The sequence below is a fragment of the Streptomyces sp. NPDC034049 genome, from assembly GCF_055575575.1.
On record NZ_JBVISJ010000002.1, the window covers coordinates 556,113 to 578,580 of the forward strand.

A 22,468-nucleotide genomic window follows, 5' to 3' on the forward strand; every position below is an offset into this window, starting at 1 on the left:
CCTCCGACCGTTCGTCAGGAGGGGCCGCACGGGAGTCACTTGGTGAGATGGTCCGGGCCGAAGGCCTGTGGCAGCATCTCCGAGAGGGGGACGATCCCCGCCGGGGTCTCCAGGAGGAGTCCGGGGCCGCCGAACTCGTAGAGCAGCTGTCGGCAGCGGCCGCAGGGCACGAGGATCTCGCCCTTGCCGTCGACGCAGGTGAAGTGCGTCAGCCGCCCGCCGCCCGTGCGCTGCAGCTCCGAGACCAGTCCGCACTCGGCGCACAGGCCGAGACCGTACGAGGCGTTCTCGACGTTGCAGCCGGAGACCGTGCGGCCGTCGTCGACGCGGGCGGCCACGCCCACCGGGTAGCCCGAGTACGGGGCGTACGCGTGGGACATGGCGTCCCGCGCGAGCGCGCGCAGCTCGTCCCAGTCGGCCTCGACCGGTGCGCCGGCGGTCACTTGCCCTGTCCCTTGCGGTACGGCAGTCCGTCCGCCTTCGGCATCCGCAGGCGTTGGGCGGAGAGCGCGAGGACGATCAGGGTGATGACGTACGGCGTGGCGGCGACGACCTGGTTCGGGACCTCGTTGGTGGTCGCGTACCAGGTGAAGACCAGGGCGCCGACGACGAAGGTGATCGCGGCGGCGACGTACTTCTTGCGCACGGCCTGCCAGATCGCGCCGATGACCAGCAGGAGGGCACCGAGCAGCAGCAGGGCGTGGACGTTCTCGGAGCCGCCGCGCAGGTTGAGGCTGTCGGTGTAGCCGAAGAGGCCGGCGCCGAGGGCGAGGCCGCCCGGCATCCAGTTGCCGAAGATCATCGCGGCGAGGCCGATGAAGCCGCGGCCGCTGGTCTGGCCCTCCAGGTAGAAGGGGTTGGCGACGATGGAGAGGAAGGCTCCGCCGAGGCCGGCCAGACCGCCGGAGATGATCACGGCGAGGTACTTGTACTTGTAGACGTTGACCCCGAGCGACTCGGCGGCGACCGGGTTCTCACCGCAGGAGCGCAGCCGCAGACCGAAGGCGGAACGCCACAGGATCCACCAGGTGGCGGGGATGAGGGCGACGGCGACGAGGGTCAGCCACGAGACGTTGGTGACCAGACCGCCGAGCAGGCCGGCGAGGTCGGAGACGAAGAACCAGCCCTTGGAGTTCAGTTCGGTCAGCGCGTCCGACAGTCCTGGGACGGTGAAGTCACCGATGGACTCGACCGGCGGGGACTGCTTGGCCGAGCCGCCCTGGTGGCCCTCGAAGGCGAGGGGGGCGAGGTAGCGGGTGGCGCCGAGGGCGAGGATGTTGATCGCCACACCGGAGACGATGTGGTTGACGTTGAAGGTGACGGTGACGAAGGCGTGCAGCAGACCGCCGATCGCGCCGCCGGCGATGCCGACCAGGACGCCGGTCCACGGGCCGTACTGGAAGCCCGCCCAGGCACCGAACCAGGTGCCGAGGATCATCATGCCTTCGAGGCCGATGTTGACGACGCCCGCGCGCTCGGCCCACAGACCGCCGAGGCCGGCGAGGCCGATCGGGACGGCCAGCTCCAGCGCGGTGGACATCTGGCTGACGTTGGTGATGCCGTCGGCGCCGGTGATGATGCGGACGATCGAGGTGAGTGCCAGGACGCCGGCGATGACCAGCAGCAGCACGGGCAGCGACATCTTGCGCCCGGTGGGGGCGGTCGGCTCCAGCGAGGGCTGGTTGAGGTCGGTCGCGGTGGTGCTCGTGGTCATCGGCCAGCCACCTCCTTCGTGGTGTTGTTGTCCGCGCCGAGGACGTTCCCGGCGGCGAGCTCGGCGCCGACGCGGCGCTGCTGGCGGCGCAGGCCCCACTCGCGGACGGTCTCGTAGGAGACGACGACCGAGAGCACGATCAGGCCCTGCATGATGACCGCGATCTCCTTGTCGTAGCCGTGGAAGTCCAGCTCCGGGGAGGCCTTGTCGAGCCAGGCCCAGAGCAGGGCGGCGAAGGCGATGCCGACGGGGCTGTTGCGGCCGAGGAGAGCGATGCCGATACCGAGGAAGCCGATACCGGTGGGGAAGTTGAGGCTGTAGGTGTGGGTGTCGCCGAGCAGGATCGGCAGGCCCGCGAGGCCCGCGACACCGCCGGAGATCAGCATGGCGGTGAGGATCATGCGCTTGGGGTCGACACCGCTGGCCGCGGCGGCCGACTCCGAGGCGCCGGAGGCCCGCAGGTCGAAGCCGAAGCGGGTGCGGTTGATGACGATCCAGTAGCCGATGCCGAGGAGGACGGCGAGGAGGACCAGGCCGTAGATCTCGCCGGCCTTGCCCAGGTCGATGCCGGGCACCCAGCCCGACTCGGCCATCTCGCCGGTGGTGTTGTTGTTGCCGACCTTGACGCCGAAGACGTTCGGCAGCCAGAGGTAGCCGATGACGGAGGTCGCGATCGCGTTCAGCATGATCGAGGAGACGACCTCGCTGACGCCGCGGGTGACCTTGAGGACACCGACGATGGAGGCCCAGAACGCGCCGGTGCTGATCGCGGTGAGCATCAGCAGCGGGATCTGGAGGAACGCGGGCAGGTCGACGTGGGCGCCGACGATCGCGGTGATCATGGCACCGAGGAGGTACTGGCCGTCGACACCGATGTTGAACAGGTTCATCCGGAAGCCGATGGCCACCGCGAGGGCGGCGATGTAGTACAGCGAGGCCTGGTTGATGATCCGGACCTGGATGTCGGAGAACGTGGCCTGCTCGAACATGATCGTGAACGGCTCGACCGGGTTCTTGCCGGAGGCCAGCAGCACGATGGCGGTCAGCACGAAGGCCACGGCGAGCGCGAGGACCGGTCCGGCCACCGCGAGGAGCACGCGCTCCTTGTCGAACTTCTTCATCAGCGGGCCTCGTCTTCCGGGGCGTCCAGGGTCTTCGACGGACCGTCGGCCGGGGGCTGCGGGGACTCGGGGGTCTCCTCGTGTTCGAGGTGGCCGGTGGCGGCGCCGGTCATGGCCGAGCCCAGCTCCTCGGGGGTGATGGTGGCCGGGTCGGCGTCGGCGACCAGCTTGCCGTTGTAGATCACCCGGAGGGTGTCGGACAGGCCGATCAGCTCGTCGAGGTCGGCGGAGATCAGCAGCACGGCCAGGCCCTCGCGGCGGGCCTCGCGGATCTGGTCCCAGATCTGGGCCTGCGCGCCGACGTCCACACCGCGGGTGGGGTGGGCGGCGATCAGGAAGCGCGGCTTGTGGCTCATCTCGCGGCCGACGATCAGCTTCTGCTGGTTGCCGCCGGACAGGGAGGCGGCCGTGACGTCGATGCCGGGGGTGCGGACGTCGTACTCGGCGACGATCCGGCGGGTGTCCTCCTGGGCGGCCTTCGGGTCGAGCCAGACGCCCTTGGCGTTGGGCCGCTCGGTCACATGGCCGAGGATACGGTTCTCCCAGAGGGGGGCCTCCAGGAGCAGACCGTGCCGGTGGCGGTCCTCGGGGATGTAGCCGACGCCCTGCTCACGGCGCTTGCGGGTGGCCCAGGTGGTGATCTCCTCGTCGGCGAGCGAGATCGTGCCGGAGTCGGCGGCCTTCAGGCCGATGAGGGCGTCGACCAGCTCGGTCTGGCCGTTGCCCTCGACGCCGGCCAGGCCCAGGACCTCGCCCGCGTGGATGGTGAAGCTGATGTCGTCGAGCAGGGCCTTGCCGCCGACGGCCTCCAGACGGAGGTCCTTGACGGTCAGGACGGGGCGGTCGGTGACCGTCGACTCGGCCGTCTCCGGGGTGGGCAGTTCGCTGCCGACCATCAGCTCGGCGAGCTGGCGCGGGGTGGTCTCGGCGGGGACGGCCGTGCCGACGGTCGTGCCGCGCCGGATGACGGTGATGTCGTCGGCGACGGACAGCACCTCGCCCAGCTTGTGCGAGATGAAGATGACCGCCAGGCCCTGTGCCTTCAGTTCGCGCAGGTTGACGAAGAGGGAGTCGACCTCCTGGGGCACCAGGACGGCCGTCGGCTCGTCGAGGATCAGGGTGCGGGCGCCCCGGTAGAGGACCTTGAGGATCTCCACGCGCTGGCGCTCGGCGACACCCAGCTCCTCGACCAGGACGTCGGGGCGGACCCCGAAGCCGTACCGCTCGGAGATCTCCTTGATCTTGCGGCGGGCCTTGGCGCCGATGCCGTGGAGCTTCTCGCTGCCGAGGACCACGTTCTCCAGGACCGTGAGGTTGTCGGCGAGCATGAAGTGCTGGTGCACCATGCCGATGCCGCGCGCGATGGCGTCGGCGGGGGACGAGAACGAGACCTGCTCGCCGTCGACCGCGATGGTGCCCTCGTCCGGCTTCTGCATGCCGTAGAGGATCTTCATCAGGGTCGACTTGCCGGCGCCGTTCTCCCCGACGAGGGCGTGGACGGTGCCCTTGCGGACGGTCAGGTGGATGTCGTGGTTGGCCACGACGCCGGGGAATCGCTTGGTGATCCCGGCGAGTTCGACGGCGGTCACCGAGTCGTTGACCGCCGCGTCGGCCGGAGGGCTGCTGGACGCGTTGATGGCGCACTCTCCTGGGAAAGGGGGGTCGTCTACGCGCGTAGCGCCCCTACGGCATCGAAAATGGGCGGCGACGCACCGGGACAACGGGGTACAGGGAGCGATACTCCCCGTGCCCCGTTGAGCGGACGTAACCCCGCGGTTACCGGCGACTTCGGGAGGGCCTCGGTGGCGTCCGAGACCCCCCTGGGGCCGCCCGGCTGCTCATGGTGTGCTGGGTCGGTCTCGACCTTGGATCAGCTGGTCTTGACCTTGATCTCGCCGCTGATGATCTTCTCCTTGGCCGTGGCGATGGCCTCCTGGAGCTCGGTGTCGCTCTTGAACTTCGGGTTGGAGTCGGCGAGGCCGACCTCGCCGGTCTTCAGATCGCCCCTGACGATACCGGTCGTGGGCTTGCCGTCCTCGACCGACTTCGCCAGGTTGTACACCGCCTTGGCGACGTCCTTCGTGGCCGAGGTCAGGATGAAGTCCTTGTACTTCGCGAGGGCTTCCTGCCTGTACTGGTCGGAGTCGACGCCGATCGCCCAGATCTGGTCGACCTCGGCGGCCTCGATCACGCCCTGACCGGACAGGCCTGCCGCCGCGTAGATGACATCGGCCTTCTTCTCGATCTGGCCCTCGGCGGCCGTCTTGCCCTTGTCAGGGCTGGAGAAGCCGCCCTCCTCGGCCGTCTGGGTGAGGTACTGGGTGAGCACCTTGGCCTTGGGGTTGGTGTCCTTGACGCCCTGCTCGAAGCCCGCCTGGAACTTGTGGATCAGCGGGATGTCCACGCCGCCCACGAAGCCGACGGTGTTCGTCTTCGTGGACTTGGCCGCCGCGACACCGGCGAGGTACGAGGCCTGCTCCTCGGAGAAGACCAGGTCCGCGACGTTGTCCAGCTGGACCGTGGAGTCGTCCACGATGCCGAAGGTGGTGTCCGGGTACTGCTCGGCGGCGGCCTTCACGGCCGTCGCGTAGGCGTAACCGACGCCGACGACCGGGTTGTAGCCCTGCTTCGCCAGGGAGACCAGGCGCTGCTCCTTGTCGGCGTCCGTCTCGCCCTCGGTGGGCTCGATGTCCTGCGTCTTGTACCCGAACTCCTTCTTCGCCTGCTCCAGGCCCGCGTAGGCCGCGTCGTTGAAGGACTGGTCACCCTTGCCGCCGACGTCGTACGCGATGGCGAGGCCCAGGTCGCCCTTGGAGTCGGCGGACGACGAGGCGTCCGTCGAGGTACCGCCGCAGGCGGAGAGGGCGAGGGCGAGGGAGGCGGTCGCTGCGCCCGCGACCGCGAGGCGGGGAACCCGGCGCATGTTGTGGTGCTCCTGTCGTACAGCGCCGGGGGTACGGATCAGGGTACTGACCAGTAGTGCTTCACAGCATCGGCGCCTTATATGGCTTTCGCCGCAGAGTAACGCGCGTAGACCCTCCGGGTGAAGCCTGGTGGACCACGTTGTTATGGGGCCGTGTTGCAAGGGTGTCCTGGTGCGGTGCGGGGGTGTTGGGGGTGGAGTGTCGGGTGCGGGTGCGTTGTGGCTGGTCGCGCCCACGCGGCGGAGCCGCACATCGATTCAGCCCCGCCCCCCTTGAGGTCCGCTGCCCCTGACCGGCGGGACAAGTGAGCGGGGCGGGTGTACGTGTACACCCGCCCCGCCCGTCAGCACTTGCAGACCTGTGACCGTTACTCGGTCTTGACCTTGATCGTGCCGTCGATGATCTCCTTCTTCGCCTTGGCGACCGCGTCCGTGAGGCCGGCGATCTCGGCCATCTTCGGGTTGGAGTCGGCGAGGCCCACGCCGTCGACCTTCAGGTCGAAGGTCTGGACGCCCTTGAGGGGCTTGCCGTCCTCGACGGACTTGGCGAGGGCGTAGACCGCGCCGCCGACGTCCTTGAGGGCGGAGGTGAGGATGAAGTCCTTGTAGGGGGCCAGGGCCTCCTGCTTGTACTGGTCGGAGTCGACACCGATCGCCCAGACCTTGGCCTTGGCGGCGGCCTCGATGACACCCTGACCGGAGAGGCCGGCGGCCGCGTAGAGCACGTCGGCGTTCTTCTCGATCTGCCCCTCGGCGGCGGCCTTGCCCTTGTCGGGGCTGGAGAAGCCGCCCTCCTCGGCCGTCTGGGTCAGGTACTGCGAGAGGACCTTGACCTTGCCGCCGCTGGTGTCCTCGACGCCCTGCTTGTAGCCGGCCTCGAACTTGTGGATGAGCGGGATGTCGACGCCGCCCACGAAGCCCACGGTGTTCGTCTTGGTGGCCTTGGCGGCCGCGACACCGGCGAGGTACGAGGCCTCCTGCTCGGCGAAGACGAGGGACGCGACGTTGTCGCCCTCGACGACCGAGTCGACGATGCCGAAGGTGGTGTCCGGGAACTGCTTGGACGCGGCCTCCATCGCGGGGCCGTAGGCGAAGCCGACGCCGATGACCGGGTTGTAGCCCTGCTTGGCCAGGGACTCCAGACGCTGCTGCTTGTCGGCGTCCGTCTCGCCCTCGGTCGGCTCGATGTCCTCGGTCTGGTAACCGAACTCCTTCTGAGCCTTCTGCAGGCCCGCGTACGCGGCGTCGTTGAAGGACTGGTCGCCCTTGCCGCCGATGTCGTACGCGATCGCGAGGCCCTTTTCGCCCTTGCTGGTCTCGCTGCCGCCGCCGCTCTCGCTGCTCGTGCCACCACAGGCCGTGGCGGCCAGCGCCAGCGACGCGACCCCCACCGCGACGCGGGTCAGTTTGGAAATCCGACGCATCTTGAAGTTCCCCATCTTCTCCAAAGCCCCGCAGCCGGGTGCTCAGTTCGGCGCACATTAACGCGCGTAGACACTCCTGGGAACGGGGTTTCGACCGGCCGTTATCCATTCGTGCCGGTGGCCGTTACGCCCTCGTGAACCAGGGGATCGAAAGGGATGTGTCGGGCGCCGCGCCTTCGCCGTCCCTCGCGATCCGTGTACCAGGGGTGACCTCAGCGTGAAGGCGCGCGGTCCGTACGGGGCTCGTACGGACACGCGCACCAGGCTGCCGTGAGCGCCGGCGGGGCGCAAACCGAGCGGGCCGGAGGGGTTACCGGGCGGCCGCGTCGAGGACGCGCATGCGCGCGTCGAGGAGGGCGGCGGCGGTGAAGAGCTCGACGCCCACGGTGATGGCGTGCTCGTCGGCGTCGAAGTCGCCCTGGTGGAGGTCGCGGACGGTGAGGTCGCCCGGACGGCGGACGCCGAGGCGGGCCATGGCGCCGGGGACGTGCTCCAGGTACCAGGAGAAGTCCTCGCCGCCGAGGCTCTGCTCGGTGTCCTCGACGGACTTCACGCCGCGGCGGGCCACCATCGAGTCGTGCAGCAGCTCGGTGACGACCGGGTCGTTGACGACCGGCGGGACGCCCCGGATGTAGTTGATCTCGGGCTTGGCGCGGTGCATGACCGCGACCTCCTGGACCGCCTCGTGGATCAGGTCGGGGGCCTGCCGCCAGGCGTTGATGTCCAGGCAGCGCACGGTGCCGGAGAGCTCGGCGTGCTGCGGGATGACGTTCGGCGCGTGGCCCGACTCGATGCGTCCCCAGGTCACGACCAGTCCGGCGCGGGCGTCGAAGCGGCGGGCGACCAGCGCGGGCACGTCGGTGACGACCCGGGCGGCGGCGGTGACGAGGTCGGTGGTGAGGTGCGGGCGCGCGGTGTGGCCGCCCGGACCGTCCAGGGAGAGCTCCAGCCGGTCGCAGGCCGAGGTGATGGGGCCGTGGCGCAGGCCGATGCGGCCCGCGTCGACGCGGGGGTCGCAGTGCACGGCGATGATGCGGCCGACTCCTTCGAGGGAGCCGGTCCTGATCACGTCCGCGGCGCCGCCGGGCAGCACCTCCTCGGCGGGCTGGAAGATCAGCCGGACGGGGCGGGGCAGCTCCCCCTTGCGGTGCAGGTCGGCGAGGACGAGGCCGGCGCCGAGGACGACGGTGGTGTGCACGTCGTGGCCGCAGGCGTGGGCGCGGTCCGGGACGGTGGAGCGGTAGTCGCAGTCCACCTTGGTGTCCGGGATGGGGAGGGCGTCGATGTCGGCGCGCAGCGCGAGCGCGGAGTGGTCGGCGCCGCTCCAGTCGCCGATGTCACAGATGAGTCCGGTTCCGCTGTCGAGCACGCGCGGCCTGAGACCTGCCTTCTCCAGGCGGGCCTTGATCGCGGCGGTCGTACGGAACTCCTGGTTGCCGAGCTCCGGGTGCATGTGCAAGTCGCGGCGGAACGCGACGAGTTCGGCACGCAGGGCTTCCGGCAACGTGCCGGGGAGCGACGCTTCGGCTTCCCCTGGCAGATCGGCCTCGGACTCTCGGGACATCAGTTGGTTCACCCTCTGAAGGGTAGGGCGATCGGGCGACCTTCTAACCCTCGATCAACAAAAAATCAGCCTGTAAGGGGAAGTTTTCCGGCCGCACAACGCATACGTATTGGCAGGGATGGGTATACCCGTCCGTCTTTCGGTGCGGGTGGCCCTCGGAGACGGGAGCGCCGGGTTTGCCCGCGAATCCCATCGTCTAAACGTCCGGGGGTGCCCGGACGATTCCCACACTCCACCCTTACCACGTATCCGTCGTCCCACGGTGCCGGAACCGTCACCACCGCGCGACCGGTCGGCTACGTCATGTGTTCGATCATGCGGCCGGAACACTGCTGCGACCGGGTGGAACGGGTGCGGTGGCCTGCGGTTGTGCGGGTGTACGGGAGTGTCCGCGACCGGAAGATCGACCGGGTGGTGTACGCGTGCCGAGGGTGACGGGGATCACGGCCCCGGCGGGTCGTGCCGGCCTCAGGCCGAGGCCACCGACGACAGCCGGTGGACGTCCCGGGCCGTACCCGTGACGCCGGACAGGAAGCCCTGGGCGCGGGGGGAGGCGTTCTCGGTGAGCCAGCCGGGGTCGATGTCGCAGACGGCGACGCGCACGTCCGTCCCTGCCAGGGCCAGGGGCAGGGTGTGGACGACCGTCGAGGGGAAGCTCAGGATCGTCCGGCCGATGGGGCCGCGGCGGGCGATGAGTTCCAGGGGGAGGTCGGGGCGGACGATCTCCAGGCCGGTCTCCGCGGCGAGGGTGTGGAGTTTCTCGGCGCTCTCGCGGCGGTGGGCGAAGTAGCGGGTGGCGCCGTGGGTCTTCGCGAGGGAGCGGACGGCTTCGAGATAGCGGTCGCCGTCCACCACTCCGGTCTCCACCAGGGAGGTGCCCACGAGGTCGGCGCCCTTGGTGATGCGGGGCGGACCGAAGCGGGAGCGGGTCCAGGCGAAGGCGTTGGCGGTGACGAAGACGCCCTCGGGGGTCTCGTCGATCGGCATGGAGGAGAAGACCTCGACGCGACGGCCGGCGGCCGGGGTGAGGCGCCTGCGGGCCTTGGCGGAGACCGGGGCGAAGATCAGGTCGCGGGGGCCGGGGCGGCCGCCCTTGCGGTGCCAGCGCACGAGGCGTTCGCTCCGGGCCAGCTGGGAGACGAACTCCATGGTCGCGGTGCCGTCGTCGACGACGACCACGTCCGGTGCCCGGGTGATGGTCAGCAGCAGCTGGACGTACCGGGAGAAGGGGTCGCCCAGGACGATGCGGCTCGCCGCGCGCAGCAGCGGGGCGAGGCCGCCGACGGTGCGGAAGGGGGCGGCGGTGCCGCCGCGCGCCTCCTCCCAGCGCACGTCGTGGCCCTCGTCCCGGGCCAGCTCCGCCATCCGGCGCAGCTGGCCCCGGGTCATGGGGTCGTTGGGCGACAGGACCACCACGGTGAGCCCCGCGCCACCGGAACCGAAGGGCCCCGCGGCGGGGTCCTCGGGGGTGCCGAGGGCGTGGGTGTGCGCCCACTCCAGCACGTTCAGAAGCTGTACCGGGCTCTCGACGAAGGCGAGAGTGCGGGGGCCGGCGGTTCCGGTGCGGGGGCTCATCGACGTGTCCGTCGCTTCCGTGAGTACGGATCTACAGGGGTCCGGGGTCAGACGCCGACCGGCTCGCCCGCCGCCACCGCGATCTCCGCCTCGGCGACGACGCCGGTGACACGGCGCAGCTTCTTCATGGGGCCGAGCTCGGACTCGTAGACCTTCTTGACGCCGTCGCCGAGGGAGGCCTCGATGGTGCGGATGTCGCGGACCAGGCGGGTCAGGCCCTGGGGCTCGACGGAGGCGGCCTGGTCGGAGCCCCACATGGCGCGGTCGAGGGTGATGTGGCGCTCGACGAAGGTGGCGCCGAGGGCGACGGCGGCGAGCGTGGTCTGCAGGCCCGTCTCGTGGCCGGAGTAGCCGATCGGGACGTTCGGGTACTCGGCCTGGAGGGTGTTGATGACGCGGAGGTTCAGCTCCTCGGCCTTCGCCGGGTACGTCGAGGTGGCGTGGCAGAGCAGGATGTTGTCGGAGCCGAGGACCTCGACCGCGTGGCGGATCTGCTTCGGGGTCGACATGCCGGTGGAGAGGATGACCGTGCGGCCGGTGCCGCGCAGGGCGCGCAGCAGCTCGTCGTCGGTCAGCGAGGCGGAGGCCACCTTGTGGGCGGGGACGTCGAACTTCTCCAGGAAGGCGACGGCCTCGGTGTCCCACGGGGAGGCGAACCAGTCGATGCCCTTCTCCTTGGAGTACTCGTCGATCTGGCGGTACTCGTCCTCACCGAACTCCACGCGGTGGCGGTAGTCGATGTAGGTCATGCGGCCCCAGGGGGTGTCGCGCTCGATGTCCCACTGGTCGCGGGGGGTGCAGATCTCGGGGGTGCGCTTCTGGAACTTGACGGCGTCGCAGCCGGCCTCGGCGGCGGCGTCGATCAGCTTGAAGGCGTTCTCCAGCTCACCGTTGTGGTTGATGCCGATCTCACCGACGACGTAGACGGGGTGACCCGGGCCGGCGGTCTTCGAACCGAACGTGCGCAGACGGGAGTTGGTGCTCATGGTGGGACCAGTTCCTTACTTGTCGAGGGGGTCGAGAGAGTCGAGAGAGGGACCGAGGATCCAGCCGGCGATCTCCCGGATCGCGCCTTCACCGCCGGGGACGGTGGTGACCGCGCGTGCGGCGCCGCGTACGACGTCGTGGGCGCTGCCGACCGCCACGGGCCAGCCCACGAGGGCGAAGCACGGGAGGTCGTTGACGTCGTTGCCGACGTAGAGCACGCGCTCCGGCGCGATGCCCTGCTCCTCGCACCACTGCTTCAGTGCGAGGTCCTTGCGGTCGATGCCGTGGAGGACCGGGAGCCTGAGCTTCCGGGCCCGTGCGGCGACGACCGGGTTCTGTTCCGTGGACAGGATGAGCATCTTCAGGCCGCTCCTGCGGAGGGCCGCGATGCCGAGGCCGTCGCCGCGGTGCACGGAGACGAACTCCCGTCCGTCGGAGTCGATCAGCACCCGGTCGTCGGTCTGGGTGCCGTCGAAGTCGAGGACGACGGCGTCGATGTCGTCGTAGGTGGGGAGGGCGCCGGGCCGGTCGGCGTCGAAGAGTGGGGCGAGGGCCTGGGCACGGGCGAGGTCGTGCGGGTCGTCGATCTCCAGGACCCGGGCGGGGTCGGTGCGGACGGGCTCCGTACGGCCGAAGAAGCGGTGCTGGTGCTTGCGCAGTCCGGCCGCGTCCATGGCGTAGGCGGCACCGGTCTCCAGCAGGTCCTGGGGGCGGTCCTGGCGGCGGGGGCGGAAGGACTTGTCGTGGTTGACGCCGTAGCCGCCCGCGGTGACTTCACCCGTCTCGTCGGCGTGGTTCGCCTCGCCGTCGGCGGACTCGTCCGCCGTGTCCCGCCAGATGAAGCCGTGGAACGGGGCGACGGTGAGGGCGGTGTCGGCGCCGTGCTCGACGACGGCCCGGGCGACGCCGTCGATGTCCTCGCGGAGGATGAACGGGCTGGTGCACTGGACGAGGAGCACGACGTCGACCGTGACGCCGTGCCGGGACTCCTGGGCGTCCAGGGCGTGCAGGACGGCGGCCTCGGAGGTGGCGGTGTCGCCGGCGATGGCGGCGGGGCGCAGCACCACCTCGGCGCCGGACTCCCGGGCGGCGGCGGCGATGGCGTGGTCGTCGGTGGAGACGACGACGTCCGTCACCAGCCGGGCGGCGAGGCACTCGCGGACCGCGCGGGCCACCAGCGGGACGCCGCCGACGGGGGCGAGGTTCTTCGCGGGGACGCCCTTGGAGCCGCCGCGCGCGGGGATCACGGCGAGGACGCGGCGGGCGGATGGCGCTTGGCCCGCTTCCGGGTGGGACATGTCGGGGACTCCTTGCGGCTCTTGCGAGGCGGAGGGGCGGCGGCTCACAGCTCCCCCATCCGGCGGATGACGGGCGCCACGCGCTGCACCCCGTGGCGGTAGGCGCCGCGTGCGGCCCGGCGCACGATCTGCCGTACGGGGCCGGCCTGCCGGTCGGCGGCGGCGGGCGCCCCCGGCAGCGGTGCGCCGTCGGGGCCGAGGTGGTGGCGGGCGAGGATGCCGGGGAGGTAGCCGGGCGCGGTGACGGGCGTGTAGTACGGCGCGAGGGGCGGCAGTTCGGGCGCCGCGACCAGCTTCGCGATGCGGGCGCGGGCCGTGTCGAAGGCGGTGCCGTACGAGCCTCCCCCGGACTTCGTCCGGGAGGTGCCCCCGGCTACGACCCCCTGGCGGGCGACCCACTCGGGGTCCGGCGCCGGCTCGTACCCGGCGTCCAGCTGGTCCCAGGAGGCGAGGCAGCCGGAACCCACGAAGTGGTGGTTGCCGAGGGTCTCGCGGATCCCGAGGTCGGTGAGGACGACGGTGGGGATCCGGCGGTGCAGCGACTCCAGGGCGGCCGTGGAGCTGACGGTGACCAGCAGGTCGGTGGTGTCGAGGACCTCGCCCATGTTCCCGTACGCGAGGCGGAAGTTGGCGGGCATACCGCCGGGCAGCTTCTCCGCCAGCTTCTGGTAGGGCAGCTCCTCGATGTGCGTGGTGTGCTCGCCGGGCTTGGAGCGCAGCTTCAGCAGCACCTGGCGGTCCGGGTGCAGCCTCGCGTGCTGGACCAGGCGGTTCAGCAGATACGTGCGGTCCCGCCGGTTGTCCGGGACGGACGGCTGTACGGCGAAGACGACCGTGTAGGGCCTGCGCCCTTGCTCCGCGGACGGGTCCGCGGGGCCGGCGTACGGCCTGCCGCCCAGGAAGGGCAGCGCGACCTCGGTGACCGAGGAGGCGTCGGCGCCCACACCCTCGTACACGGCGCGGAACCGTTCCGCGTCCTGGCGGGAGTTGGCGAGGACGAGGTCCGCGCCGTGCCGCAACAGCAGACCGTCGGCGAGCTTCTCGTAGACGACACCGACGTACCCGGTGACGACCACGGGCCGCTTCGAACGCCCGTCCCAGACCCGGCGCAGGCCGTGCAGCATCGCCTGGACGCCCCCGCCGACCAGGGAGAGCAGGACGACGTCGTACGCGGCCTCCTTCATGGCGCGCAGGAACTCGAGGCCGGTCACCTCGCGCAGGGAGTCGGGGCGGACGCCGACCTCCTGGAGCTGGCGGGCGGTGGGGGTCGCTCGGCCACGCAGGAGGAAGCCGTCCAGGCGGATGTCCGCATCCTCCGGAGCGAGACGGTTCGCGGTGAGCGCGCCCCATTTCCACCGGGTGTCGGAATCCGCGAGTACGGCGACTCGCAGGCCGTTCTTAGCACTTGCTGGCACATCGAAGACGCTAGGAAGCGATTCCGTTGAACGGCCCAACCCGAATGCAACAAAGGGTTAACAGCACATCGCCGAACGGCGAATCGAGAAGCGAATGGCACCGGAAATCATCTGGTTCACGGTTCCGCCACGCGTCGTTAACCTGACATCAAGCAGCTGGTCAAGACGAATGCCGGAGGGCCGCCTAACGTCACGGGGGTGGTCAAGCTCTCCGTCATCGTGCCGTTCTACAACGTGCAGCAATACGCGCCCGACACCCTGAAGAGCCTCGGAGCCAACGCTCGTGAGGACTTCGAATTCATTCTCGTCGACGACTGTTCCCGCGACGAGACACCGGACATTCTCGCGCGCGCGGAGCGCGAGCTGCCGGGGGCGGTGTACGTCAGACACGAGAAGAACGGAGGACTGGCGACCGCGCGCAACACGGGCATCGACAAGGCCCGCGGCGAGTACCTGACGTTCCTCGACGGGGACGACTGGCTCGCCCCCGGCTACTACCCTCAACTGCTGGGTGCCATCGAGGAGTTGGGCTGCGACTTCGTGCGCACGGACCATGTCCAGTGCACCGCGCGGGCCCGCTCGATCCACCGGGTGCCCAACGGGCGGCGGGGCGTGGTGATGAACCCGCGCGACGCGATCCTGCCCGCCGACCGCTCGACCTCCGTCGACTACGCGTTCGCCTGGGCGGGCATCTACCACCGCCGGCTGGTCGACAGGGGTGTGCTGCACTTCACCCACGGGTTGCGCACGGCCGAGGACCGGCCGTGGATCTGGAAGCTCCACCGGGAGGCCGAATCCTTCGCCACGGTGGGGCTGCTGGGCGTCTTCTACCGGCGCGGTGTGGCTTCTTCGCTGACCCAGATCGGCGACGTACGACAGCTCGATTTCATTCGCGCATTCGACCAGGTCATCGCGGAGACCGCACAGGACCGGGACGCGGACAGACTTCTTCCCAAGGCCGTGCGCACCTATTGCGCGATCATCTCCCACCATTTGGGATCCATCGAAAGGTTCGAGCCGGCGGTGGCACGGAAACTGAAGTCGATGAGCGCGGTCGCGCTGCGCAGAATGCCGCAGGACGTGCTCGACGACGCCCTCGACTCCATGGACGTCCAACGTGCCACCCGGCTGCGCCGGCTGCGCCGCCGTCCCGCCGCGACGGGGGTCGCCGCATGACCACGCAGATCTTCATGGCGTCCACGCTGTACGGCGCGGCCACGCTGGCCGCCGCCCTGGACACCGAGTGTTTCCGCCCCGCCTCCCGGCGCATCCTGCTGGTCTCCAACAACGCGGCGACCCCGGAGACGGCCCCCGGCCCGGACGAGATGCCCGGCTTCGAGCGGCTGCGCTCCCGCTTCGACGAGGTGATCTCCTGGAACGAGACCATCTCCCCCTTCCACCCCGGCGGTTGGTCCCCACGCACGGACGACGTCCCGCTGTGGGAGCGGCACCTGCGGCTGCTGTGGAACCTCGGCGACGACGACGTCGAACTGGCCGTGGAGTCCATCCAGGTCCACCCGGCGCTCGGCTTCGCCCAGATCTTCACCGGCGCGCCCGTGACGGTGTACGCCGACGGTCTGATGAGCTACGGCCCCACCCGCAACAAGATCGACCCGCTGGTCGGCACCCGGATCGACCGTCTGCTCCACCTGGACCTCGTCCCGGGTCTCAAGCCGCTGCTGCTCACCGAGTTCGGCGTCGAGGCGGAGATCGTGCCGACGGACGCCTTCGTGAAGGTGCTGGCCGAACTCGTCGACACCGGTGACGAGCTGCCCGCGATCGAGAAGCCGGCGCTGCTGCTCGGCCAGTACCTCTCCGCGCTCGGCATCCTCACCGCCGAGGAGGAGGAGGCCCTCCACGTACGGATGTTGAAGGGTGCCGTCGCGCGCGGACACACCGAGGTCGTGTTCAAGCCGCACCCCAGTGCCCCGGCCCGCTGGTCGCGCGGCCTGGAGAAGGAGGCGGAGCGGCTCGGCGCCGACCTGACCGTGCTGGACACACCGGTGCTCGCCGAGGTGCTCTACCAGCGGATGCGTCCGGCCCTGGTCGTCGGCTGCTTCTCGACGGCCCTGCTCACCGCCTCCGCGCTGTACGACCTCCCGGTCGCCCGCGTCGGCACGGGCACGCTGCTGGACCGGCTCGCCCCGTACGAGAACAGCAACCGGGTGCCCGTCACGATCGTGGACGCGCTGCTGCCGGAGCTGGGGGACGCGGCGGCGGTCGCCGCGCAGCGGCCGGGCATCGAGGTGTCCGACCTCGACGGCCTGGTCCGGGCGGTGGGGTTCGCGATGCAGTCGAAGATCTATCCGTCGCTGCGGGCGGAGACCGAGGCGTATCTGACGCGGCATCTGAGCACCCACACGCTGCGGTACTTCAAGCGGCGGCGGCTGACCTCGCTGGGGTTGCCCGGCGGTATCCCGGTGCAGCTCGCGTTCATTCCGCGCAACGCGACGGTGCGACGAGTCGCTCGGCGGGCCAGGTCGCTCAAGCGGGCGACGCTGGGATGAGCTCTGCGGTGACCTCTTCTACGCAGACCGACGATCGTGTCGAGTCTCAAGTGCGGGCCGGTGGGGGCCGGTCGCGCCCCGCGGCGGAGCCGCACATCGATGCAGCCCCGCGCCCCTTCGGGGGCGCCGCAGCGGGCGACCGTCGATCGGCGCCCCGGCTCTACGCGCTCGACGGGCTACGGCTGATCGCCGCTCTCGCCGTCGCCGCCTATCACTACGGCGGGCGGGACGGGGAGATCGCGAAGGCCTGGGGGGCGTCGCCCTCCGTGCAGTTCCCCACCGCCCACAGCTGGCTCGCCTACGGCTGGGCCGGTGTGCAGGCCTTCTTCGTGATCAGCGGGTTCGTGATCTGCGCCAGCGGCTGGGGCCGTTCGGTGCAGGCGTTCTTCGCCTCCCGGGCGGCTCGGCTGCTGCCGGCGTACTGGGCGGCGGTGATCCTGGTGGCGGTGGTGTTCGCGCTGCCGGGGGTCGCCTTCGCGCGGGTGTCGGTCAGTGAGTTCCTGGTGAACCTCACGATGCTGCAGATGCCGCTCGGCGCGGACCGCGTCCTCGGCGTGTGCTGGACGCTGTGGGCGGAGGTCCGCTTCTACGTCCTGTTCGCGTTGTGCGTGGTGCTGCCCGGAGTGACCCGCAGACGGGTGCTCTGGTTCTGCGGCGGCTGGACGCTGGCCTCGGTGGTCGCGCAGGGCGCGGGGGAACCGCTGCTGGACATGGTCCTGATGCCGGAGTACGCGTCCCTGTTCATCGGTGGCATGGGCCTGTATCTGGTGCACCGGGACCGCCGGGACACCGCCGCCTGGCTGATCGTGGTCTTCAGTCTGCTGCTGAGCCAGTACCAGACGGTCGAGGCGATGTGGCACGCCCCGAACGCGGACTACTTCTCCTACCGCTCCCAGCTCGGCATCGTCCTCGCCGTCACCGTCGGTTTCGTGGCCGTGGGCGCCGTGGCGCTCGGCCTGCTGAACCGGGTCGACTGGCCCTGGCTGACCACCGCGGGGGCCCTGACGTACCCGTTCTACCTCGTGCACGAGCACCTGGGCTGGCCGGTGGTGCAGGTACTGCACCAGAGGCTGGGCGTGCCGTCGGCCCTGACCGTCGCGCTCACCGTGGCGCTGATGCTGGGGCTCGCCCGGCTGCTGCACCAGTGGGTCGAACGTCCGTTGCAGCCGCTGCTGCGGGCGTCACTCGGTGGACGCCGCCGCTGAACGGTCCCTGAACCCGGAATTGGCTCACTGTTCATCCGGCCCGAGGGTTCGAAAACCCCTGCACGGAGAGGCTCCGCAGCATCCTTGACCGGGCCGGAGGCATCTCATGGGTTCCAGGCCCGTTCGCCTGTTCGCCTCGTCGACGCAAGAAGGTCCGTCCTCATGACCTCTGAAATGACCTCAGAACACGGCACGATCCGACTCCCCCGGGAACTCGACGACGTCCCCGGCTGGTTCCCGGTGCTCGACCAACTGCTCTTCGACTGGTTCCTGAACCGCCAGGAGGCCAGGGGCGAGAGGGGCGACCTCCTGGAGGTCGGCGTCTACATGGGCAAGAGCGCCATCTTCCTCGGCCGGCATCTCCAGGAGGGCGAGGCCTACACGGTCTGCGACCTCTTCGAGAGCGACGCACCGGACGACGCCAACGCGGCGGAGGCCACCAAGTCGTACCGCAGCACGCTCACCCGTCGGGCCTTCGAGGCGAACTACCTCTCCTTCCACGACGAGCTGCCCCGGGTCCTCCAGGGCCCCAGCTCGATCGTCCCGGGCGAGGTGAAGCCGCGCTCGTGCCGGTTCGTGCACATCGACGCCTCGCATCTGTACGAGCACGTCGAGGCCGACATCACCGCCGCCCGGGACGTACTCCTCCCCGGCGGGCTGGTGGTCCTCGACGACTTCCGCTCGGAGCACACGCCGGGCGTCTCCATCGCCGCGTGGGAGGCCGTCCTCAACCGGGGCCTCAACCCCGTCTGTCTCAGCACGCAGAAGCTCTACGGCACCTGGGACGACCCCGAGCCGCTCCAGGAGGCGCTGCTCGCCATGGTGGCGGACCGGGACGACTGCCACCTCAGCGACCAGCGGGCCGCGGGGCACCGCATCCTGCGCCTCAAGTCCAGGGGCATGAAGGCCCCGGCCTTCCCGAAGTCCCGCTACTGGACCGAGCCGCCGACCCCCGCCCCGCCGGCCCCCGCCGCGACGACACCCGCACCCCGGCCCCCGGCCGGGCGCCGACCACCCCGCAGCACGGCCCGCAGGCTGGCCGTGGACCTGCTGCCCCCGGTGGTGACGCGGGCGATCAGGAGGGCAGTCCGCCTACGCGCTGCTCGCCAGTGACAGCTTGACCGCGAACCCGAGGAACAGGGCCCCCGCCGCCGAGGTGGCCCCCGCCGACAGCCGCCTGCGGCGGCGGAACGTGGCGGCCAGCCTGGTGCCGCTGACTATCAGCGCGCTCAGGTAGAGGAAGCTGGCGAGCTGGGCGAAGGCGCCGAGGACCACGAAGGAGAGCGCCGGGTAGGCGTACCCGGGGTCCACGAACTGCACGAAGAAGGCGACGAAGAACAGGATCGCCTTCGGGTTCAGCAGACTGATCACCACGGCCCGCCGGAACGGCCGCTCCCCCTCGGCGACCTCCTCGCCCGGCCCCTCCACGACCCGCTCCCGGCGGCTGCGCCACATCCCCCACGCGGCCCGCAGCATCCCGAGCGCCAGCCATGACAGATAGCCGGCGCCCGCGTACTTCACGATCCCGAAGAGCACGGCGTTGGCCTGCAACAGCGAGGCCACCCCCGCCGCCGACAACGTCATCAGCACGGTGTCCCCGACCCACACGCCGGCGGCGGCCCGGTACCCGGTCCGTATGCCGCGCCGGGCGGCCACGGACAGCACGTAGAGGGAGTTGGGCCCGGGCAGGAGCACGATCAGGACGAGGCCCGCCAGATAGGTGGGGAGGTCGATGACGCCGAACATGCAAAGGAGTGTCGCACGGGGGTCCGACATCCCGACATGCCCGGAGGAAGCCCGACGAAAAGGTGGCGAAAAGACGAGGGAGGGCGACCCGCGGCCGATCACAGTCGACCGCGGGGCGAGCGCGAGCGATCAGAAGGCGTCGCTGGGGACGTAGGTGCCCCAGACCTCACGAAGGGCGTTGCAGACCTCGCCGACCGTCGCGCGGGCCTTCAGCGCCTCACGCATCGGGTAGAGGACGTTGTCCGTGCCCTCCGCGGCCTTCTTCAGCGCGGCCAGGGCGGTGTCCACCGCCGACCGGTCGCGTTCCGCGCGCAGCCGGGCCAGTCGCTGCGCCTGCTGGGCCTCGATGGCCGGGTCGACGCGGAGCGGCTCGTAGGGGTCCTCCTCGTCGAGCTGGAACCGGTTGACGCCGACCACGACCCGTTCACCGGAGTCGGTCTCCTGGGCGATGCGATACGCGCTGCGCTCGATCTCGCCCTTCTGGAACCCGACTTCGATGGCCGCCACCGCGCCGCCCAGGTCCTCCACCTTCCGCATCAGCCCGACCGCGGCCGCCTCCACGTCGTCCGTCATCTTCTCCACGACATAGGAGCCGGCGAACGGGTCGACCGTCGCCGTCACATCCGTCTCGTACGCCAGCACCTGCTGCGTCCGCAGGGCGAGGCGGGCGCTCTTGTCGGTCGGCAGGGCGATCGCCTCGTCGAAGGAGTTGGTGTGCAGCGACTGGGTCCCGCCCAGCACCGCCGCCAGCCCCTGCACCGCCACCCGCACCAGGTTCACCTCGGGCTGCTGCGCCGTCAGCTGCACCCCGGCCGTCTGCGTGTGGAAACGCAGCATCAGCGACTTGGGGTTCTTCGCCCCGAACTCCTCGCGCATCACCCGCGCCCAGAGCCGGCGCGCCGCACGGAACTTGGCCACCTCCTCCAGGACCGTCGTACGGGCGACGAAGAAGAACGACAGCCGGGGTGCGAAGTCGTCCACGTCCATCCCGGCCGCGACCGCCGTGCGCACGTACTCGATCCCGTCGGCCAGCGTGAACGCGATCTCCTGCGCCGGCGAGGCCCCCGCCTCCGCCATGTGGTACCCGGAGATCGAGATCGTGTTCCACTTCGGGATCTCGGCCCCGCAGTACCGGAAGATGTCCGCGATCAGCCGCAGCGAGGGCTTGGGCGGGAAGATGTACGTCCCGCGCGCGATGTACTCCTTCAGCACATCGTTCTGGATCGTGCCGGTCAGCTTCTCCGCGCTGACGCCCTGCTCCTCGGCCACCAGTTGGTACAGCAGCAGGAGCACGGCCGCCGGGGCGTTGATCGTCATCGACGTGGAGACCTTGTCCAGCGGAATACCGTCGAACAGCACCCGCATGTCGTCGACCGAGTCGATCGCCACGCCCACCTTGCCGACCTCACCGTGCGCGATCGGGGCGTCGGAGTCGTGGCCCATCTGGGTGGGCAGGTCGAACGCGACCGACAACCCCATCGTGCCGTTCGCGATCAGCTGCCGGTAGCGGGCATTGGACTCCACCGCCGTCCCGAAACCCGCGTACTGCCGCATCGTCCACGGGCGCCCCGTGTACATCGACCGGTACACACCACGCGTGAACGGATACTCCCCCGGCTCCCCCAGCCGCTCCGCCGGATCCCAGCCCTCCAGCACCTCCGGCCCGTACAACGGCTCGATGGGCAGCCCGGACTCCGACTCGCGCGTCATGGTGTGTGCCTCCGTCTTGCTCGTCGCTCGGATGCTCGCTTGTTACTCATGAGCCCGACGGCCTCGCCGGCGGACTGCAGCGGCGGCCGTTGGGCCGGTGGAGTGCCCCTGGCCGGGACCTTGCTCACAACCATGCCCGTTTGTTCGCGAAGGGTCACGTCCGGGCAACCTGTCCGGGAGAGCGACCGGACGCGGCGATCATGAGACGACGGGGACCCCGATGCGTATCAAGGACATGCGGAGATCGGTGGCCGCGATCGCGGCACTCGCCATGGCCGGCGCCTGCACGGCCCAGGGGATCGAGGTGCACGGCGGCCAGCGCCAGCCCGTACGCATCGACGGGAGCAGCACGCCGAACGGCACCCCGAAGCAGGACGACGGCGACGGCGTCGACGGCGGCGACCGGGCCGCGGGCGGGAACGAGGGCGACGGGAAGGGGGCGCCCGGGCAGGCCCCGACGACCGCGCCGCCCTCCCCCGCTCCCCCACCCTCCCCCAGGCCCTCGCCCCCGCCCCCGGTGCTCTGGTCCCAGGGCGACGAGGGCCTCGACGTACGCGAGTTGCAGGCGCGGCTGCGGCAGATCGCGTGGCTCTTCACGGGGCCCACGGGGACGTACGACGACCTGACGGTCCAGGCGGTCAAGGGCTTCCAGGGCAAGCGTGGGCTCCCGCGGACCGGCAAGACGGACAGCGTGACCTGGGCGCGGCTGCTGAACATGACGCGGGAGCCCGGCAAGTGGGACCTGTACGCGTACGGCGGGCAGCCGGCCGCGTCACCCGATCCGCGCTGTATGACGGGCCGGGCGCTGTGCATCAGCAAGACGAGCCGCACACTGCGCTGGATGGTGGACGGCAGGACGCTGACGACGGTCGAGGTGCGGTTCGGCTCGGAGTTCACGCCGACCCGGGAGGGGCTCTTCAGCGTCTACTTCAAGTCCCGCGACCACTGGTCGACCCTGTACGACACCCCGATGCCGTACGCGATGTTCTTCAGCGGCGGCCAGGCCGTCCACTACTCCGCCGACTTCGCGGCCCGCGGGTACTACGGGGCCTCGCACGGCTGTGTCAACGTCCGGGACAAGGCGGCGATCGCGCGACTGTTCGAGCAGGTCAGGAACGGCGACAAGGTCGTCGTGTACTGGTGAGGGGTGAGGGGCGCCCACGAGATGTCGTGACGTGCGTCACATGAGGCATAGCGGGAGGGTGTCCACCGCGTCAGCCTGAGTACGGGGTCACGGGGGACCACGGGGGAATGGGGCGCGGGCGGGACCGGGGGAACG

At 70.4% G+C, this 22,468-nt stretch carries 18 protein-coding genes; 5 read left to right on the forward strand and 13 right to left on the reverse strand.

The window, feature by feature from the left end; all coding sequences use genetic code 11:
- Positions 1–35 precede the first annotated feature (35 nt).
- The 11 genes from ACZ52C_RS07295 to ACZ52C_RS07345 form a co-directional block, all read right to left on the reverse strand.
- Positions 36–443, reverse strand: coding sequence for a cytidine deaminase (locus tag ACZ52C_RS07295; RefSeq protein ID WP_469073812.1), 408 nt, complete (start codon positions 441–443; stop codon positions 36–38).
- Positions 440–1,714 (reverse strand): ABC transporter permease, encoded by a 1,275-nt coding sequence (locus ACZ52C_RS07300; RefSeq protein WP_469073813.1) that lies wholly within the window; start codon positions 1,712–1,714, stop codon positions 440–442. The genes ACZ52C_RS07295 and ACZ52C_RS07300 overlap by 4 nt, the downstream gene beginning before the upstream one ends.
- Positions 1,711–2,835 (reverse strand): ABC transporter permease, encoded by a 1,125-nt coding sequence (locus ACZ52C_RS07305; RefSeq protein ID WP_469073814.1) that lies wholly within the window; start codon positions 2,833–2,835, stop codon positions 1,711–1,713. Before ACZ52C_RS07305 ends, ACZ52C_RS07300 begins: the two co-directional genes overlap by 4 nt.
- On the reverse strand, positions 2,835–4,424 hold the full coding sequence (locus tag ACZ52C_RS07310; protein ID WP_469073815.1) for an ABC transporter ATP-binding protein: 1,590 nt from the start codon (positions 4,422–4,424) through the stop codon (positions 2,835–2,837). Before ACZ52C_RS07310 ends, ACZ52C_RS07305 begins: the two co-directional genes overlap by 1 nt.
- Positions 4,425–4,705: 281 nt before the next feature.
- The gene (locus ACZ52C_RS07315) at positions 4,706–5,758 is read right to left on the reverse strand and encodes a BMP family lipoprotein (RefSeq protein ID WP_469073816.1); all 1,053 of its coding nucleotides are present in this window, start codon (positions 5,756–5,758) and stop codon (positions 4,706–4,708) included.
- Positions 5,759–6,126: 368 nt separating this feature from the next.
- Entirely contained in the window at positions 6,127–7,182 is a 1,056-nt protein-coding gene (locus tag ACZ52C_RS07320; RefSeq protein WP_469073817.1) for a BMP family lipoprotein, read from the reverse strand.
- 310 nt (positions 7,183–7,492) lie between these two features.
- Positions 7,493–8,746: an amidohydrolase gene (locus tag ACZ52C_RS07325; RefSeq protein ID WP_239760505.1), complete on the reverse strand. Its 1,254-nt coding sequence runs from the start codon at positions 8,744–8,746 to the stop codon at positions 7,493–7,495.
- Positions 8,747–9,214: 468 nt separating this feature from the next.
- Positions 9,215–10,321 (reverse strand): hypothetical protein, encoded by a 1,107-nt coding sequence (locus ACZ52C_RS07330; protein ID WP_469073818.1) that lies wholly within the window; start codon positions 10,319–10,321, stop codon positions 9,215–9,217.
- A 47-nt stretch (positions 10,322–10,368) separates the two neighbouring features.
- On the reverse strand, positions 10,369–11,307 hold the full coding sequence (locus ACZ52C_RS07335) for an N-acetylneuraminate synthase family protein (RefSeq protein ID WP_469073819.1): 939 nt from the start codon (positions 11,305–11,307) through the stop codon (positions 10,369–10,371).
- A gap of 15 nt (positions 11,308–11,322) precedes the next feature.
- Entirely contained in the window at positions 11,323–12,606 is a 1,284-nt protein-coding gene (locus tag ACZ52C_RS07340) for a cytidylyltransferase domain-containing protein (protein WP_469073820.1), read from the reverse strand.
- Between the two features lie 44 nt (positions 12,607–12,650).
- Positions 12,651–14,021 (reverse strand): DUF6716 putative glycosyltransferase, encoded by a 1,371-nt coding sequence (locus ACZ52C_RS07345; protein ID WP_469073821.1) that lies wholly within the window; start codon positions 14,019–14,021, stop codon positions 12,651–12,653.
- Between the two features lie 198 nt (positions 14,022–14,219).
- Here ACZ52C_RS07345 and ACZ52C_RS07350 point away from each other — a divergent pair, with 198 nt between their 5' ends.
- The 4 genes from ACZ52C_RS07350 to ACZ52C_RS07365 all read left to right on the forward strand — a co-directional run bounded on the left by ACZ52C_RS07350 (position 14,220) and on the right by ACZ52C_RS07365 (position 18,846).
- Entirely contained in the window at positions 14,220–15,197 is a 978-nt protein-coding gene (locus ACZ52C_RS07350; protein WP_469073822.1) for a glycosyltransferase family 2 protein, read from the forward strand.
- Positions 15,194–16,528: an alpha-2,8-polysialyltransferase family protein gene (locus ACZ52C_RS07355; protein WP_469073823.1), complete on the forward strand. Its 1,335-nt coding sequence runs from the start codon at positions 15,194–15,196 to the stop codon at positions 16,526–16,528. Before ACZ52C_RS07350 ends, ACZ52C_RS07355 begins: the two co-directional genes overlap by 4 nt.
- A gap of 8 nt (positions 16,529–16,536) precedes the next feature.
- Complete coding sequence (locus ACZ52C_RS07360; RefSeq protein WP_469073824.1) at positions 16,537–17,733, forward strand: acyltransferase family protein; 1,197 nt, start codon at positions 16,537–16,539, stop codon at positions 17,731–17,733.
- Positions 17,734–17,907: 174 nt separating this feature from the next.
- A complete protein-coding gene (locus ACZ52C_RS07365; protein ID WP_469073825.1) occupies positions 17,908–18,846 on the forward strand; it encodes a class I SAM-dependent methyltransferase in 939 nt (312 codons plus the stop codon).
- Here the strand turns inward: ACZ52C_RS07365 and leuE are convergent.
- Positions 18,826–19,479 carry a leucine efflux protein LeuE gene (gene leuE / locus ACZ52C_RS07370; RefSeq protein WP_469073826.1) on the reverse strand — a complete coding sequence of 218 codons (654 nt, stop codon included), beginning with the start codon at positions 19,477–19,479 and terminating at the stop codon, positions 18,826–18,828. The genes ACZ52C_RS07365 and leuE overlap by 21 nt on opposite strands.
- A gap of 129 nt (positions 19,480–19,608) precedes the next feature.
- Positions 19,609–21,189 (reverse strand): acyl-CoA mutase large subunit family protein, encoded by a 1,581-nt coding sequence (locus ACZ52C_RS07375; RefSeq protein WP_469073827.1) that lies wholly within the window; start codon positions 21,187–21,189, stop codon positions 19,609–19,611.
- 220 nt (positions 21,190–21,409) lie between these two features.
- Between ACZ52C_RS07375 and ACZ52C_RS07380 the strand changes: the two genes are divergently transcribed.
- The gene (locus ACZ52C_RS07380; protein WP_469073828.1) at positions 21,410–22,333 is read left to right on the forward strand and encodes a L,D-transpeptidase family protein; all 924 of its coding nucleotides are present in this window, start codon (positions 21,410–21,412) and stop codon (positions 22,331–22,333) included.
- Positions 22,334–22,468 lie beyond the last annotated feature (135 nt).

Coding starts and splice junctions, on each gene's coding strand:
- ACZ52C_RS07315 (WP_469073816.1), bottom strand. CDS start 5,758: ATGCGCCGGGTTCCCCGCCTCGCGGTCGCGGGCGCAGCGACCGCCTCC.
- leuE (WP_469073826.1), bottom strand. CDS start 19,479: ATGTTCGGCGTCATCGACCTCCCCACCTATCTGGCGGGCCTCGTCCTG.
- ACZ52C_RS07365 (WP_469073825.1), top strand. CDS start 17,908: ATGACCTCAGAACACGGCACGATCCGACTCCCCCGGGAACTCGACGAC.
- ACZ52C_RS07330 (WP_469073818.1), bottom strand. CDS start 10,321: ATGAGCCCCCGCACCGGAACCGCCGGCCCCCGCACTCTCGCCTTCGTC.
- ACZ52C_RS07340 (WP_469073820.1), bottom strand. CDS start 12,606: ATGTCCCACCCGGAAGCGGGCCAAGCGCCATCCGCCCGCCGCGTCCTC.
- ACZ52C_RS07325 (WP_239760505.1), bottom strand. CDS start 8,746: ATGTCCCGAGAGTCCGAGGCCGATCTGCCAGGGGAAGCCGAAGCGTCG.
- ACZ52C_RS07305 (WP_469073814.1), bottom strand. CDS start 2,835: ATGAAGAAGTTCGACAAGGAGCGCGTGCTCCTCGCGGTGGCCGGACCG.
- ACZ52C_RS07355 (WP_469073823.1), top strand. CDS start 15,194: ATGACCACGCAGATCTTCATGGCGTCCACGCTGTACGGCGCGGCCACG.
- ACZ52C_RS07320 (WP_469073817.1), bottom strand. CDS start 7,182: ATGCGTCGGATTTCCAAACTGACCCGCGTCGCGGTGGGGGTCGCGTCG.
- ACZ52C_RS07380 (WP_469073828.1), top strand. CDS start 21,410: ATGCGTATCAAGGACATGCGGAGATCGGTGGCCGCGATCGCGGCACTC.
- ACZ52C_RS07300 (WP_469073813.1), bottom strand. CDS start 1,714: ATGACCACGAGCACCACCGCGACCGACCTCAACCAGCCCTCGCTGGAG.
- ACZ52C_RS07375 (WP_469073827.1), bottom strand. CDS start 21,189: ATGACGCGCGAGTCGGAGTCCGGGCTGCCCATCGAGCCGTTGTACGGG.
- ACZ52C_RS07335 (WP_469073819.1), bottom strand. CDS start 11,307: ATGAGCACCAACTCCCGTCTGCGCACGTTCGGTTCGAAGACCGCCGGC.